This is a genomic window from Amorphoplanes digitatis (assembly GCF_014205335.1).
In the GTDB taxonomy this organism is placed as follows: Bacteria; Actinomycetota; Actinomycetes; order Mycobacteriales; family Micromonosporaceae; genus Actinoplanes; species Actinoplanes digitatus.
This window is the reverse complement of sequence record NZ_JACHNH010000001.1, coordinates 3,892,702-3,907,844: the sequence shown is the minus strand read 5'-3', so window position 1 is coordinate 3,907,844 and position 15,143 is coordinate 3,892,702. Positions and strand designations below refer to the sequence as shown.

Annotated in this window: 11 protein-coding genes; 4 read left to right on the top strand and 7 right to left on the bottom strand. The window is 69.0% G+C overall.

Annotated elements, in window-relative coordinates; genetic code table 11:
* Positions 1-1,943: 1,943 nt before the first annotated feature.
* Together BJ971_RS16925 and BJ971_RS16920 are read right to left on the bottom strand one after the other, a co-directional pair.
* Complete coding sequence (locus BJ971_RS16925) at positions 1,944-2,213, bottom strand: GNAT family N-acetyltransferase (protein ID WP_184994230.1); 270 nt, start codon at positions 2,211-2,213, stop codon at positions 1,944-1,946.
* A 72-nt stretch (positions 2,214-2,285) separates the two neighbouring features.
* Positions 2,286-5,156 carry a M36 family metallopeptidase gene (locus BJ971_RS16920; RefSeq protein ID WP_184994229.1) on the bottom strand — a complete coding sequence of 957 codons (2,871 nt, stop codon included), beginning with the start codon at positions 5,154-5,156 and terminating at the stop codon, positions 2,286-2,288.
* A gap of 142 nt (positions 5,157-5,298) precedes the next feature.
* On the opposite strand from BJ971_RS16920, the gene BJ971_RS16915 reads away from it, so the two are divergent.
* From BJ971_RS16915 to BJ971_RS16905, 3 genes are read left to right on the top strand one after another with little or no spacing between them, the layout of a single operon-like run.
* Complete coding sequence (locus tag BJ971_RS16915) at positions 5,299-6,747, top strand: FAD-linked oxidase C-terminal domain-containing protein (protein WP_184994228.1); 1,449 nt, start codon at positions 5,299-5,301, stop codon at positions 6,745-6,747.
* Positions 6,747-7,886, top strand: a complete 1,140-nt coding sequence (locus BJ971_RS16910) for an FAD-binding oxidoreductase (RefSeq protein WP_184994227.1) — start codon at positions 6,747-6,749, stop codon at positions 7,884-7,886. The genes BJ971_RS16915 and BJ971_RS16910 overlap by 1 nt, the downstream gene beginning before the upstream one ends.
* Positions 7,886-9,229 (top strand): (Fe-S)-binding protein, encoded by a 1,344-nt coding sequence (locus tag BJ971_RS16905; RefSeq protein WP_184994226.1) that lies wholly within the window; start codon positions 7,886-7,888, stop codon positions 9,227-9,229. The genes BJ971_RS16910 and BJ971_RS16905 overlap by 1 nt, the downstream gene beginning before the upstream one ends.
* A 117-nt stretch (positions 9,230-9,346) precedes the next feature.
* Here the strand turns inward: BJ971_RS16905 and BJ971_RS42520 are convergent, their stop codons facing one another.
* Entirely contained in the window at positions 9,347-9,439 is a 93-nt protein-coding gene (locus BJ971_RS42520) for a rhamnogalacturonan lyase family protein (RefSeq protein WP_369076791.1), read from the bottom strand.
* 654 nt (positions 9,440-10,093) lie between these two features.
* Between BJ971_RS42520 and BJ971_RS16900 the strand changes: the two genes are divergently transcribed.
* On the top strand, positions 10,094-10,813 hold the full coding sequence (locus tag BJ971_RS16900; RefSeq protein ID WP_184994225.1) for a hypothetical protein: 720 nt from the start codon (positions 10,094-10,096) through the stop codon (positions 10,811-10,813).
* Positions 10,814-11,395: 582 nt separating this feature from the next.
* Here the strand turns inward: BJ971_RS16900 and BJ971_RS16895 are convergent.
* From BJ971_RS16895 to BJ971_RS16885, 4 genes are all read right to left on the bottom strand, one after another.
* Positions 11,396-12,601 carry a hypothetical protein gene (locus BJ971_RS16895; RefSeq protein WP_184994224.1) on the bottom strand — a complete coding sequence of 402 codons (1,206 nt, stop codon included), beginning with the start codon at positions 12,599-12,601 and terminating at the stop codon, positions 11,396-11,398.
* 456 nt (positions 12,602-13,057) lie between these two features.
* Positions 13,058-13,756, bottom strand: a complete 699-nt coding sequence (locus BJ971_RS42515; RefSeq protein WP_369076792.1) for a GIY-YIG nuclease family protein — start codon at positions 13,754-13,756, stop codon at positions 13,058-13,060.
* A 113-nt stretch (positions 13,757-13,869) separates the two neighbouring features.
* A complete protein-coding gene (locus BJ971_RS16890; RefSeq protein ID WP_184994223.1) occupies positions 13,870-14,901 on the bottom strand; it encodes a hypothetical protein in 1,032 nt (343 codons plus the stop codon).
* Positions 14,898-15,095 carry a hypothetical protein gene (locus tag BJ971_RS16885; protein WP_184994222.1) on the bottom strand — a complete coding sequence of 66 codons (198 nt, stop codon included), beginning with the start codon at positions 15,093-15,095 and terminating at the stop codon, positions 14,898-14,900. Before BJ971_RS16885 ends, BJ971_RS16890 begins: the two co-directional genes overlap by 4 nt.
* Positions 15,096-15,143 lie beyond the last annotated feature (48 nt).

Sequence of the window (15,143 nt, the reverse complement as noted above, 5' to 3'; positions counted from 1 at the left end):
AAAGATTCAATGCATTCTCGCCTCCCCGACGACACTCACCAGGTCACTAATCGATTCCTCGCCCAGCGCTGGCCGTCTATAAGTTGGCATGATCGACAGCGGATCGAAAAAGGACAATCGGCGGCCGCTCCGGGATAATGAATACATGCGGCAACTTCAATTCTTCACCACCAGTGAGTTGGCCGCTATGCGTGACCGCACCGCATCCCGCAACTATTCCCCCGAGCGCGACGAGTTCCGCCGCGAGCACGAACGACACCGCGCATGGGGCCTGACCCAACGCCACGCTCGGCGCCTTCGCCAACTCCGCAGCCGACACGCCGAGCACCCCACCGCGGGCCCCGACAAGCCGCACCCAGAACGCCCGCAACCCGCACGCCCCACCGGACTCGTCCACACCGAGCCGACACCAGGCGGTGCGGCGGACCGCACCACCCCGACCCACCACAATCAGTCGCCACGCCCACATCAGCAGGACGGCAACCAGGCCGAACTCCCAGACCTGACCGAACCCGCAAAGGCGAACCGGCCAAGCAGAATCGCCGACCCGGCGAGACCCACCAAGACCCAATCGCCCGGCGGGGCCGCCGGCCAGGTGAACCCGCACGGGTGCGGTCGCCCGGGCGGGGCCACTGGCCAGGTCAAACTCGCACAGATGTGTTCGTCGAGCAGGCCTCCCGGCCACGCGGGGCCTGCACGGACGCGCTCGATCAACAAGCCTCCTGGCCTGGAGAAGCCCGTGCCGGCATACCCGCCAGGCAGACCTCCCAGCCCGCAGAAGCCCGTGCCGGCACACCCGCCAGGCAGACCTCCCAGCCCGCAGAAGCCCGTGCCGGCACACCCGCCAGGCAGACCTCCCAGCCCGGAGAAGCCCGTGCCGGCATACCCGCCAGGCAGACCTCCCAGCCTGGAGAAATCCGCGCGTGTGCGTTCGCTAAGCGGGTCTTCCCCGCCAGGCGGGCCTACACGGACGCGCTCGATCAACCGGCCTCCTGGCCTGGAGAAATCCGCGCGGGTGCGTTCGTCGGGTGGGCGTCCTGGCCTGGAAATCCGCCCAGGCACAAATGCGAACCGGGGCCACCGGCCAGGTTGGACCTGTCAAGAGGTGCAAGCCAGGCGAACCGGCCTCCGGATTGGCACGCCGGCAGGCACCGGCCGCGATTCCTGTGCCTGCCGGACACACCGCGCCGGGTCGGCAACCGGAGCCCAGCCGCAGGCTGCGGTGGCGCTGGCGGAGATCGCCAACAGGGCGACATCGCGCCACCCGCGACACTCGCCCGAACCGCACCGACAACCCGGCACCGCACCGACCCGCACCGCACCGCACCGCACCGCACCGCACCGGGCCGACCCTCACCGCACCGCACCGGGCCGACCCTCACCGCACCGCACCGGGCCGACCCTCACCGCACCGCACCGCACCGCACCGCACCGCACCGCACCGGACCGCACCGCACCGGACCGCACCGCACCGCACCGGGCCGGGCCGGGCCGGGCCGGAGGCTGCTGCGAGGTCATGGCGGCGGCCGAGACGAGGTCGTGTGCAAATCCGGAGAATCAGCAGGTCCCATCGAAATCAGTCGAGACATCAACTGGGAACGCAGGAAATCCACCTGCACGGCGATTCCGAACTCAAGCGTTACCGGGGGCCTGCGGGAGAATCTGCCGTCCGCCGACCCGACACACAAACATTCTGGCGGACCAACAAATACATTCTCACCAGCCGATTAGACGACCACAAACCGAGGTCTGCCCGCGGCACGCTACGGGACAGCAACAAAGGCGACGAGCGACTGCGCGCCCAGCACGCGACACGCGCACGCAGACCACGGCGGACACGCACACGGCCCAAGACGGACGCGCGGCCCGCGCCGAGCGCGACACGGTCACGACAAGCCCACCCGACGCGTGGCCCGTGGCGAGTGCGGGCGTGCGGGGTGGGGTCAGTCAGGCGGTTGTTCGCCGCGGAGCAGGCCGAAGACGACGATGTCGCACCGGGCGCCGTCGCGGAATTCGGCTCCGCGTGGGACGCCCTCCTTGCGGACGCCGATCTTTCGGAGTGCGTGTTGTTCGGGCGCGTTCTCCGGCTGGGTTCCCGCCTCGACGCGGTGCACCGGCGGGTGTGCGAACAGGTACCGGCAGAGGTGGGCCTGCGCCCATGTGCCGAGGTCTGATTCCCGCACCGGACGTGGCTCGACAGTGCGGATGTCCATGCCGGCGACGCCGGCGTGCGGTGGCCAGGGGCCCAGGGGAACGGCAGGTGCCCTTCCCCTGGGCCCGGTGGGTCAGCTGCTGAACACCTCGAACTCGGCGGCGACCACGTTGCCCGCCGCGGCCGAGGCCGTCGCGCAGTCGGTGGTGCTGCGCGGGTCGTTCTCCTGCTCGCCCGCGTAGAGCGGGTTGCCCGTGCACTGGTTGGTGAGCACCCGCAGCCGCACGTGCGTGGCCGGGGTCGGGCGGACCTGGAACGACTTCAGGAGCAGGTTCGGCACCTTGGGGCGGAACTGTGCGGTGTCGAAGGCGTTCGCCGCGCTGGCGTACGCCACCTTGTAGCCCGCGTCCGTCGCGCAGTCCGCGCCCGTCGTCGCGTTGCAGGTCAGGATCTCGAACTGGCGGACCGTGCTGTACATCGCCGAGGTGGCCGCGCCGGCGCCGGGGAAGGCGCTGAGCTGTACCCGGGAGACCAGCTTGGGCGCGTCGGTCGGCAGGTCGACGGTGACCTGCCGGCCGGCCGCGCCGCCGGTGGCGGTCCAGGCGGTGCCCTCGGCGTCGTCGGTGAGGCGGCCCAGGTTCGTGCCGTCGCCGGTGATCGTCGCGCCGGAGGCGGCCGATGCCAGGTTCGCCGGCATGACCACGCCGACGTTGGCGGTGACACCGGGGTAGATGGTCTGCGTGAAGCGCTTGTGGCCGTAGCCCGCGCCGATGGCCAGGAAACGGTAGGTGCCGGGCGCCAGCGTCACCGTGGCCGGCAGGGCCGTCGCCGGGTCGGTGTCGGCGACCGGTACGGAGCCGTAGTCGTAGTCGCCGACATAGAGGCGTACCGGCTTGCCGGAGGCCTCGCCGAGCGCCTTGAACGTCACCTCGACGTTCTCGGAGTACGGCGACGCGAAGCTCGGCACCGGGTCGGTGTCCGAGGGGCCGCTCGACGCGCCGGCGCCCATGCCGCGGGCGGCGAACGCGTTCCACAGCAGGTCGGCGTTGGCGCCGTCGAAGCGCAGCGCGTCCGCGGTGATCATGTTGTCGCGCATGTCGAGCATGCTGATCGCGCCGGTCGCGGCGAGCAGGAACGAGTCGAAGACCAGCTGCGCCCAGCGGCGGTTGCCGGGGCATTCGGTGGCCGGCGTGGTGCCGGCCGCGCAGCTCTCCTGGAGCGCCCGGGTGCCCGAGCCGTAGCGGGTGATGAAGGCGCGGCGCACGTCGAAGTTCGTCGCGCTCCAGATCTCGCCGTCGGAGTGCACGGCGGCGCCGCGGTCGTAGCCGTAGTTCGTGTAGTTGAGCGGGCTGTTGCTCATGTCGTAGTTGCGGATGCCGGTGGCCAGGTCGCCGGTCACGTACGCGCCGGTGATGTACGGCGTGCTGCCCCGCGGGGTGTACCCGCTCTCGAACAGGTACTCCATCGCCATGAGGTCCGACCAGCTCTCGCCCATCGCACCGCCCTGCGACGAGGTGATGCCGCCGTCCGGTCCGGCGATCATGCGGTTGCTGATCGCGTGGGTGTACTCGTGGCCGATGACGGTCATGTCGAAGTCACCGTCGACGCAGGGCGGGTAGGCGCTGCCGGCGAACGGCTGCCACATGTACATGTTCGACACCGGCTGCATGCCGTCCGGCGGTGTCGCCTGGTTGGCGTTGTTGCGGGTGGTCGCGGTGGCCGCGCCCTGCTGTGCGTTGCCGCGCTCGGCGTCGGCGCCCTTGCCGTACGACAGGGTATTGGCCTTCTGGAGGTTCCAGGTGGCCTCGGTGAAGCCGAGCTTGTAGGACCAGTCGTGCATCCGGTTGTGCATCGCGAACAGGTTCGCGGTGGCCGCGTCGGCGTCGGCCTGCTCGGGCGAGGTCAGCGTGTTCGGGTCGCACCGTGCGGTGTTCCACTGGTTCGTGAACGGGTAGACGTATTCGCGGTCGGGCCGGGCGGCGGCGGGCACGGCCGGGTTGCCGTTGCCCCAGAGGCGCACCGAGTCGGCGGAGTTGCCGGCCGTGGTGAAGGTGGGCAGGCCGGTGGCCGGGTCGACGTCCCACGGCCGGCCGGTGGCCGGGTCGAGGACCTGCCGGGAGCAGCCGGTTGCCGTCGTCGCGCACCAGGTCTGGCGGGTGTCGGCGCCGTTGGCCGGCGGGGTGGCCGGGAAGACCTTCCAGTGCGGGTCGTCCTCGGCGAAGTTGACCAGGTTCTCGCGCAGCAGCACCTTGCCGTCGCGGGCGTCGATGTAGGTGGTGTAGCCGAGCGGGTGCTCGGCGTCCGCCGACAGCATCACGACCTCGTACGCGGACCGCGGGTCGGCGCCGGGCATCGGCACCGCGACGGGCCGGACCCGGGAGTCGGCCAGCTGCGCCCGGTCGATGCCGGCGTCGGTGAGGGCCGCGGCGAGGGCGTCGTCGGCGGACAGGGTGGCGGCGGCGGGCTTGGCGGTGCGCGGGCTCAGCGACGAGGTGACCCGCAGGACGTCGCCGTCCTTGACCGCGACCGCGACGAGGCCGTCGTGCGCGGCGGGCAGGCCGCCGAACCGCTGGCGCAGCAGGACGACGGCGCCGCCGCCGACCTCGGTCTCGGCGACGGTCTCCAGGTCGTCGACCGCGGCCGACCGCAGGGAGAACAGCCCCACGCTGCCCTTCAGGTAGTCGCGGGCGACCGTCTCCGCGTCGCCCTTGGTCCCGGCGGCGAGCCGGCCCTTGAGAGGCGCGACGGAGGCCGGGGTGCCGAGCCGGTTCCAGCGGATGGCGAGGTTGTCGTCGCGGACCAGGGCGCGCTGGCCGGTGGTGGGTGCGGCGCTGCCGCCGCGGTTGTCGATGAAGCCGTACTCGTCGTCGAGGTGCTCGCCGGTCAGCGGCGTCGCGGCGTGCGACGGTCCGGCGGGAGCCGCCTCAGCGCCGATGGGCGCGGCGGCGATTATGGTGGTTGCGGCGAGGATTCCGGCGATGGCGGACCGTCTGCGTGTACGCACGCATGCCTCCTGAGGTCGGCCTGAAGGATCTCTCCAGACCGTCGAGACATTACGCTCGCATCGACGTTCATAGATTAACGAATTGTTTCAACGGTGTCGGTGGGCGGCGCGCCGGGTTAAGTTGTCGTTCAGGGGGTCGCCGATGACCGTGCTTGACCGTCTAGCCGACGTGCTGCGCTCCGGGCTGGGCCCCGGCCGGGTGATCAGCGACCGGCAGGAGCTGCGCACCTACGAATGTGACGGCCTGGCCCACTACAAAGTCACCCCCGGCCTGGTGGTGCTGCCCCGCGACGCCGCCGAGTGCGCGCGGACGGTCCGGGCCTGCGTCGAGGCGAACGTGCCGTTCGTGGCGCGCGGCTCCGGCACCGGGCTCTCCGGCGGCGCCCTGCCGCACGCGGACGGTGTGCTGATCGTGACGTCGAAGATGCGCGCCATCGTCGAGGTGGCGCCCGACGACGAGCGCGCGGTGGTCGAGCCCGGCGTGATCAACCTGCACGTCACCCACGCCGCGACCCCGGCCGGCTACTACTACGCCCCCGACCCGTCCAGCCAGCAGATCTGCTCGATCGGCGGCAACGTCGCGGAGAACTCCGGCGGCGCGCACTGCCTCAAGTACGGCTTCACCGCCAACCACGTGATCGGGGCGCAGGTCGTCACGCCCGCCGGCGACCTCGTCGAGCTGGGCGGCCGGGCACCCGACTCACCCGGCTACGACCTGCTCGGCGCGTTCGTCGGCTCCGAGGGCACGCTGGGCATCGCGACCCGGGTGACCGTGCGCCTGACCCGGCTGCCGGAGTCCGTGCGCACGCTGCTCGCCGCCTTCGAGACCACCGACCAGGCCGGCGCGGCCACCTCGGCGATCATCGCCGCCGGTGTGGTCCCGGCGGCGGTCGAGATGATGGACGCCCTCGCCATCGAGGCCGCCGAGGCGGCCGTCGCCTGCGGCTACCCGGCCGGTGCCGGCGCCGTGCTGATCGTCGAGCTGGACGGGCCGCTGGCCGAGGTAGAGGCGCAGTTCGCGCAGGTCACCGCGCTGTGCGAGGGCAACGGCGCGTTCGAGCTGCGTATCGCGGCCGACCCGGCCGAGCGGGCACTGTTCTGGAAGGGGCGCAAGTCGGCGTTCGCCGCGGTCGGCCGGATCAGCCCGGACTACATCGTGCAGGACGGGGTCATCCCGCGGACGGCGCTGCCGGAGGTGCTGCACCGCATCGGCGAGGTCTCCCGCGCGCACGGCGTGCGGGTCGCGAACGTCTTCCACGCCGGCGACGGCAACCTGCACCCGCTCGTGCTCTTCGACGACGCCGTGCCCGGGCAGGCCGAGCGCGCCGAGGAGGTGTCCGGCGCGATCATCGACCTGTGCATCGAGTACGGCGGCTCGATCACCGGCGAGCACGGCGTCGGCATGGACAAGGCGAAGTACATGCCGCGGATGTTCACCGACGACGACCTCGAGACCATGCAGCTGCTGCGCTGCGCGTTCGACCCCGCCGGGCTGGCCAACCCCGGCAAGATATTCCCGACGCCCCGGCTCTGCGGCGAGGTGCCCCGGCGGCACAAGGCGGACGAGCCGCGCCCGGCGGAGCTCTTCTGATGGCGCTCTGGACGGCGGCGACCGAGGCGGACACGGTCGGCGGGGTGCCGGCCCGGTTCGTCGCGGCCCCGGCCGACACCGCGCAGGCCGCCGAGGTGCTGCGGGCGGCCGCCGCGGACGATCTCGCGGTCGTGGTGCGCGGCGGCGGCAGCAAGCTGGACTGGGGCATGCCGCCGCGGCGCCTCGACCTGATCGTGGACACCCGCAACCTGACCGGCGTGGTCGAGCACGCCGCCGGTGACCTGATCGTCGTCGTCCGGGCCGGCACACCCCTGGCCGGGCTCGACCTGGGCGATCAGCAGCTCGCCCTGGACCCGGTCCGGGCGGGCGCGACCGTCGGCGGCACGGTCGCGGCCAACACCAGCGGGCCGCGGCGCCTGGGCTACGGCACCGTCCGCGACCTGCTGATCGGCATCACGGTGGTCCGGCCCGGCGGGATGGTCGCGCGGGCGGGCGGCAAGGTCGTGAAGAACGTCGCCGGGTACGACCTGGGCAAGCTCTTCACCGGCTCGTACGGCACGCTCGGGCTGATCACCGAGTGCGCGTTCCGGCTGCACCCGCGCCCGGCCGCGCACGCGCTGGTGGTCCGCACCGCGCCGGCGGGGCAGATCGGCGCACTGCTGGCCGCCGTCCGCGCCGAGCAGGTGGTGCCGGCGGCGGTCGAGATAGACGCGCCCGCCGAGGGCCCGGTGACGCTCGCGGTGCTGGTGGAGGGCACCGCCGCGGGGGTACGGGACCGGGCGGCCACCCTCGAGAAGGCGCTCGGCGGCCAGGCAACCGACGAGTTCCCGCCGTGGTGGGGCGCGTACCCGTGGACCGGGGCCGGGATGAAGCTGACCGCGCCGCTGTCGCGGGTGCCGGACCTGCTCTCCCACGGCGTCGCGCTGCGCGGCTCGGCCGGCACCGGCGTCCTGTACGCCGACGTGCCCGTCGACGCCGCGCCGGCCGTCGTCGAGCGGCTGCGGGCGGCGGCGATCCGCGCCGGCGGCCACGGCGTGGTGCTCACCGCTCCGCCGCGGGTGCGTGAGCAGGTCGACATGTGGGGCCCGGTGCCGGGCCTCGAGCTGATGCGGCGGGTGAAGGACCAGTTCGATCCGGGACACCTGTTCGCACCGGGCCGTTTCGTGGGAGGGATCTGATGGTCGACGCGCCGCGCGACGTGCTGGGGCCGGTCGCCGGCGAACCCGCCTTCGACGATCATCGCCCGCCCCGGCTCGACATCGTCAACGACTGCGTGCACTGCGGCTTCTGCCTGACCACCTGCCCCACGTACGTGTTGTGGGGCGAGGAGATGGACTCGCCGCGCGGCCGGATCCACCTGATGAAGCAGGGCCTGGACGGCGAGCCGATGACCGACTCGATGGTCCGGCACGTCGACGCCTGCCTGGGCTGCATGGCCTGCGTGACGGCCTGCCCGTCGGGGGTGCGCTACGACTCCCTGATCGAGGACACCCGGGCGCAGGTGGAGCGGCGGCATCCCCGCAAAGGCCGTGACCGGGCGCTGCGGGAGGCGATCTTCGCGCTGTTCCCGTACCCGCGCAGGTTGCGCCTGTTGCGGGGCCCGCTGCGCGCGTACCAGGTGAGCGGGTTGCAGCGGCTGGTCGCCCGCAGCGGCCTGCTGGAGCGCCTCGCGCCGACGCTGGCCACCCTGGACTCGCTGGCGCCGCGGCTGCGGCGGGTGCCGAGGCCGCCGGGCCGGGTGCCGGCCCGCGGGCCGCGCCGCGCGGTCGTGGGGATGCTGACCGGCTGCGTGCAGGACGCGTTCTTCCCGGACGTGAACTCGGCGACCGTCCGGGTGCTGGCGGCCGAGGGCTGCGACGTGGTGATCCCGCCCGGGCAGGGCTGCTGCGGCGCGCTGAGCGTCCACAACGGGCGCGAGGAGCAGGCGCGGGGCTTCGCCCGGGCACTCATCGACCGCTTCGAGCGGGCCGGCGTCGAGTACGTGGTCGTCAACGCGGCGGGCTGCGGCTCGTCGATGAAGGAGTACGCGGAGCTGCTGCGCGACGACCCGTACGCCGAGCGGGCGGCCGCCTTCGCCGCGAAGGTCCGCGACCTGTCGGAGCTCCTGGCCGCGCTGGGCCCGGTGGCCCGCCGCCACCCGCTGCCGCTGACCGTGGCGTACCACGACGCCTGCCACCTCGCGCACGCACAGGGCGTACGGGCGCAGCCCCGCGCGCTGCTGGGCGGCATTCCCGGCCTGGAGGTCCGCGAGATCGCGGACCCGGAGATCTGCTGCGGCTCGGCGGGCGTCTGGAACATCCTGAACCCGGGCCCGGCCGCGGAGCTCGGCGACCGCAAGGCGGGCAACGTGCTGGCCACCGGCGCGAGCCTGCTGGTGACGGCGAACCCGGGCTGCCTGATGCAGGTGGCCGCCGCGGTGCGCCGCCAGGGCGGCGCGATCGCGCTCGCGCACACGGCCCAGGTGCTGGACGCGTCGATCCGCGGCCTGCCGGCGTCGGCGCTGCTCACGCCGGCCGGGTAGGTCGCGGGCGGGCCCGCACCGGTACACCCCACCGCGTACCGTGCGGGCCCACCCGCCCGCGGGCGCCGGCGGCGGGCGGACGTCTGCCCAGCTCTCGCCCGCCGCCGCGCCCGCCGATCAGGGCTGGCGAATGTTCGGCCTCGGCGGGGTGGCCATGTTCGCCCCGATGAAGAAGCTCGGGTGCGGCGGCTGGTTGTAGGCGGTGTTCACCCACACATCCTGATCGGTGTGCTGATGGTGGCGCTGCCATGGCCCATTCACCAGGCAATTAGAACGGCAGTGCTAGTCGTCGGCGGTCGACGTTGGTCGTCGTTTGGAGGCCCGGTGACGGCCCAGACGGCCCAGAGACGGCCCCAGATCGACCGTCGAATGAACCGACAACGTCTTGACCCCCAGCATGGTCAACACGATTCGTTGACCAGGACAAGCGTGCGAAAGTCCTGGCTAAACGTGGCTGTGTTAGTTGGTGCTGTGTGGGCTCTTGCGGTATTGATCGCAAGATCGTCTCCCAGACTTCGCCCAATTAGAGGGTGCCGACCAGCGGTAGTGGCATCCCGTCGCGTATGCCTCGCCTTGCCGGGCCGCGCCCGGGTGGTGAAGGTGGAGCGCCCTACTGGACGAACGACCTTCGCCACCCGGGCGCGGTCTGGTCGCCTCTGGTGCGCGAAGGGTCGCGGAGGTGGGGTGGACATCCCAGAGCGGCCGGGGCCCAGGGGCGGAGCCCCGGCCGCCGGAGGCCACAGCCGGGTCGTAGGGCCGGAGGCCCTACCCGCCGGAGGCAAGGTTCTCCGGGCCGGGGAACGGCAACCTTCAGGCACTGACCCGCTTGCTTCTGAGGTGGCGGGGCTCCGGGACAATGAGACTATGAGCGAAATTGGGGATCGTGCCGCCGCGATCGTCCAGCGTGCGGCCGGCAACACCGTCTCACCCGCAGTAGCCGCTCTGATGACTGCAGCTGGTGTCGTCACCGGCCATCTGGAACTCGCAGCTTGGGCCGTGCCGGTCAGTGCACTCGCCGGCTCGGCGACCGAGGAGAGTGTGGCGCTAGTCCGGCGCTTGTGGGTCACAGAGGGCGTTGAGGACTTCGCCGATGCGGTCGAAGCCGAGACCGGGAAACCAATCGAGGATCTACTCGCCGAGGAAGGCGTAACACGGAAGGCACGCCAACTCCTAGGAGAGGCTGTGGCCTCGGCCGCGACCACCGCGGACGAGTGGAAGGTCCGGACTCTCGCCCGCGCGTTCGTTGTCGGCGCGACGGATGGTACGAAGGTTGACGAAATGAGGATCCTCGTACGGCTACTCGAAGACTTCGAGGGCGCTGACGCCCGTTTCCTGGCTGCGGCATTCAACGGCGGCGAAGGCGGTTCTTCATTCACCGCATCGGACCTCAACAAGCGTGACGAAGGGCTCGGGCTTAGCACGCCATTTATCCTTCAGAAGTTGCGAGGTATCCAGCTCATCGAGCTAGTGAAGAGCGGCGCGAACAGGAGCGACAGGCAAGAAACCTTCGGGCTAACGCACAGTGGGCGATGCTGCGCGCTAATGCTGATGCACATCGATGGCCATACCCAGGCGGCCAGCTAGGCGTTCCTCCAACATCAGCATTTGGATCTGCGGATCGGCGCGGCTTCCTAGCCGTTCAGATCAGCTGCCGGGTCGCGCCGTGAGCGCAGCGGCAAGGCGCGACCGGCCGGCAGACTTGCCACGCGCGGCCCGCAGGGCCGCCTTGAAGATGTATAGAAAGTTCTCACACCAGATTCGGCTGTTCAAAATTTCTATACGAGTTCAAGGCGGCCCGCTTCGCAGGCCGCTCGCGCCGCCCAGCAGGGCCGGGCCGGAGGCCCGCCGCTCGGGGACCCCGCGCCCCAGCCTTCGGCGGGCGCACCCCGGCGGTTCCAGCCCGGCGGCAGGCGCGACACACAAAGAAGCCCCGGGCCGCCGAAGTAGCCGGCAGTTCCGGGGCTTACTAGTCCGCGGTGACATGACGCCTCCGGCGGGGAATCTGACCTCTGGGATGGGTGGCGTCATCCCGCCAACCTTCGTCCAGGCGAAGCCGAGCAGACAGGGCCTGCCTGGTCAAGGTCGGTCAGACGTACGGTGCTCCACCTTGACCAGGCAGGCCCTGTCTGCCCCACGGTGTGTGGACCGAAGGCCGACGGGATGGTGCTAACGCGTTCCGGTGCTGGAGGCCGCGGGAGCGCTAGGCACTGACGAATTCGGCGGCGCAGTTGGTTGGCTCGGCTCTGCCGACGCACTTGCAGACGGTGACGGCAAGGTTGCAGGAGCTTTCACAGCTGGAGCCGGCAAATCGGGACAACGCTCATAGAGTGGCTTGAGGTCTGCCCCAACGCGCCAAAGAGTCCTTACTGGAGTCAGGCTAGCCCCATCGGGAGTGCAGATTATCCGCGCACGGATCTGCTTACCGTCAATGGAGATGACAGCCCTATCTTTATCTCGCAACAGCACAAGGGCACGCTCATCATGGCTTAAAACGTATCCCACCCAGCGATCATTGTTTTGTCCGTATACCACCTCAGCGGGCATCCAGGGGCGATCATTATTTACGAGGTGAATGACAATGGGGACCAGTGCTGCGGCAACAACCCCCATGGCGGCAGCCTCAAGCGGTGATCTGCCCGCCTTTACTATTTCCCGTACTCGCTCGCTATATTGCTCTTGCACGCGCTGTGTTTGAGCTGAAATTGCTGATAGCTGTATATGGTCGCCGACTCGCTCGGCCTCTGACTTCGCGCTTGAAAGACTCTTATGCTGCGTGATCAACGAGCGTTGCTCAATGTCGTCGGGTGGATTGGCATAAAGATGCTGCCATGTCACAGTGGTTTGCTTGCGCTTGTCTGGCTTCCGCCTCCACTTGCGCCAGAGCGTGGGCACAGCAAAGAATAGGACAACAATAGTTGCAACACCTAGAAGACTGCTCCAGGAGACGATGTAGGACAACCACACAAGAACGATCGCAAGATTAGCGTACAGCCAACGCTTCTCCCAGCTTAAGAGATCGTCCTGGTTTCTAACGTGAATCATGGCGGCGGTTATGCCAACAGTAAGCAGGGGGGCCGAAGCCAAGATGGATCCTACAACAACTTGGACAACACTCGCCCGCCCCAGCAAGGCGAGTGTAGTGTTGGCGTCGCCATTGGCGATCAAGTTTATCTTAAGAATCATGAACGAGAAAAGAATAAGCGTCACCGCTGCCGGTGCATTGTCGATAACGCGATTTGTAACTGACTCCCGCCTTTGAAATTCCTCAACAAGGTCTAAGGGGGCAGTCGTCGGACGCGCTGACGAGCGAGATGGCGTTGTCGATTGTTTTTGTCTATGCTTATTACGCCCTCTAAATAGCACCGCGGTCACTTACTACTAGTCCGATAGTATCCAGTGTCATTATACGGCTCGCACGCAAGACGAAAATATACCCGTCCATGCTCAAGACGACGGCTTAATGGGGGCAAGTGTTGACCGCCGACAATCCATCTGGCAGCAGGCCAAGCCACTTACTGCCTCCTTCGACCCAGTGCGCATGCATGGCGGCATCCATAGGTCCAGGGTCGCCGGCTGGGCGGGCGTCTGCGATAGGCCCAAGATCATGCCGTTTCCATGCCGTGCGACGTAGACCAGCGGTGACTAGCTTCGACCACCAGTCACCGCTATAAGGGCAGCTCAAGGTCCGTATGGTCCGCTTAGGCTCCGATACGCCCAGGCCCTTGATCAATGCAACGCCAAGTGTGCTGTGCCACGTCAGGGCCTCCCCCACGGTCGTGACCTTGAGGGCGACGGATGAGTCGACCTGTACGCCGGATGTCGGTCGATTCACTGTCGGGCAGGCGTCGCCGTCAGCACGGGAAGACTGCGGGCACCTGCACGTTGGTCGGCGCGCGCTGCCGAGAGATGTTGGTGGAACGCGCAATGCCGATTCTGATCGAGGTTCAAAGGCAGCACCCGTTGCTTGATCATTGTCGCCTCGGCAGTCCAGGGCTCCGCCGTCGTGACCCATGCCACGCGTGCGTGGCCGGCCATCCAGTCTGTCAGCCGGCGCTCTCCCATAGGTCCGAAGGTCATACGGGTTCCGCTCCCCACCCGGCGTAGCTGAATGTCTAGCTCGGTCGCCAGCAGACATCCAAGTGTCAGACGGAGTGTCGAGCCGTAGGCGTTGCCTCGGTAGTGGTACCGAATCCTCTTCCGAATGGTCTGTCGGCTGGGCTGAGTACCGTTAGATGGAGGCGCCTTTGGCGAGATGCCGACATAAAGGAGCGTCCATCCGTCGACCGTGTGACAGCCGTCAATCGGCACGCTGGTCGGAGGTGGGGCGAAGTACCAGGCGTACACACCGGCTGCTGCTGGCACTGGACAGCTGCGGCCCAGCACTTCCGAGGAACTCACAAGGTGGGCCGGCCGCAACAGGGCGTCTTCTATGCTCGACAAGTCGTCCGTCCCTCCCGATAGAGGGGTCAGGCTAACGTCTGTGGTGGTGAGTACAGCACGGAAGTACAGCAACCGACCCGCCCTCATACAGCCGCCCTGAACCAGAGGACCACACCTGGCCTCGCACGAAGCTCCATCCGACCGTCCGGCGTCAACTTGACACGGAGGCGGTCACTCGGCGGCGAGGGTCGAGTCGGATGTCACGCCCGCGGACGCTGGTCCCCGCTTTGGCCGTCAGCGGACCTGCGGTCGGAGGCGATCAAGACCTTGGTACCGGACACCGTGCCGGCGGTGAAGTCACCGCGAGGGTAGCCAGCGACCCAGATCGGACGGTGTTCGCTGATGCTTGGGTGCCACTGATTCTTCCAGTGGCCCCGGACCCAGTGGCCGCGAGGCGGGCCACCTGCGTGGGAATCGCGAGCGGCGTCGAGTTCGTGCTTCCCGTGTTCGGGCCGGCGTAAATAGATCCGGCGAATGGGTGGGTCGGTAAGCCCTGCGCGGGTCGCCTCCCGGCGGGCAGCCTTGGACGCTGGTGCGATTTGATCACGTACCAGCGTGGTGTGGCACAGTGCCGTAAGGGTTTGCAGAAGGCGATGCGGCCCTGCGGCGTCGGCATCAGGGAATACGGCTCCGTATGGGCTTATGGCGTTGCTTGCTGGCCGCAGCCCGGTGTAGCGAACGGCAAACCTGGGCTGGTCGAATTGGTAGACCCCGGCAGCGCGCTGCCAGCCGGTAATGCCCAGCAGTGGCTGGCCGTCCCGTGTCGACCGGCCTTCGGCCCACGAGATGGCGCTTAGCTGTTGGTCAGTTGGATGACCGGCTTCGTCATGCCAGATAACTGGCAGGGTTTTCGCAAAGATGACAATGCCGTCGGGTTGGAGCAGATGATGGTGCTCGATCGCCTCGATGGGGTAGGTGTCGGCGGCTGCGGCTAACAAGTCGACCATGGGCGGATCGCACCAGACAGGGTCGGCCTGGCGCAGCGCTGTCGCGCTGTCGGCGGCTGTCGTTTCGGCGTGCTGCCATCTAGTCGGTTCGTCCGGCAGGCTGGCGGGCCAGTCGCCGTGATAGAAGTCCTGGTAGAACCGGTAGACGCCGCGGACGCCGTCGCCGGTGTCGAACCAGCGGATCAGCTTGACGTATTCGCGGAGCGCGTCATCAACGCTCCAGGTACGGTCTTCGTTTGGTCGGCGGCGAGGGCTGGGCGGTCGGTACTTCCCGGCGCGGCTCATCGGTCGCGGCCGTCTGGCTGGCGGATTGCGGAGGCTCCGTCGAGCATCGCCCGGGCGATAACCAGGTTACGGCTGTCGAAGGATCGCCAGCGAGTGAATTGGTCGTCACCGACGTTGGCAAACGAGTCAGTCGCATCGCCGCCGCAGAACTGACGCACGGCGACGATGCGACCGGTCAGCGTTACGGGGTCCATAGGCTCATCGTGCCCTATCGGGGCAGGGACCGGGTCGTACGTGGCCGT

What these genes read in the sequence shown, in the direction of transcription:
- BJ971_RS16905 (WP_184994226.1), top strand. Translation starts at nt 7,886, where the DNA reads ATGGTCGACGCGCCGCGCGACGTGCTGGGGCCGGTCGCCGGCGAACCC.
- BJ971_RS42515 (WP_369076792.1), bottom strand. Translation starts at nt 13,756, where the DNA reads ATGAGGGCGGGTCGGTTGCTGTACTTCCGTGCTGTACTCACCACCACA.
- BJ971_RS16900 (WP_184994225.1), top strand. Translation starts at nt 10,094, where the DNA reads ATGAGCGAAATTGGGGATCGTGCCGCCGCGATCGTCCAGCGTGCGGCC.
- BJ971_RS16915 (WP_184994228.1), top strand. Translation starts at nt 5,299, where the DNA reads ATGACCGTGCTTGACCGTCTAGCCGACGTGCTGCGCTCCGGGCTGGGC.
- BJ971_RS16890 (WP_184994223.1), bottom strand. Translation starts at nt 14,901, where the DNA reads ATGAGCCGCGCCGGGAAGTACCGACCGCCCAGCCCTCGCCGCCGACCA.
- BJ971_RS16885 (WP_184994222.1), bottom strand. Translation starts at nt 15,095, where the DNA reads ATGGACCCCGTAACGCTGACCGGTCGCATCGTCGCCGTGCGTCAGTTC.
- BJ971_RS16925 (WP_184994230.1), bottom strand. Translation starts at nt 2,213, where the DNA reads ATGGACATCCGCACTGTCGAGCCACGTCCGGTGCGGGAATCAGACCTC.
- BJ971_RS16910 (WP_184994227.1), top strand. Translation starts at nt 6,747, where the DNA reads ATGGCGCTCTGGACGGCGGCGACCGAGGCGGACACGGTCGGCGGGGTG.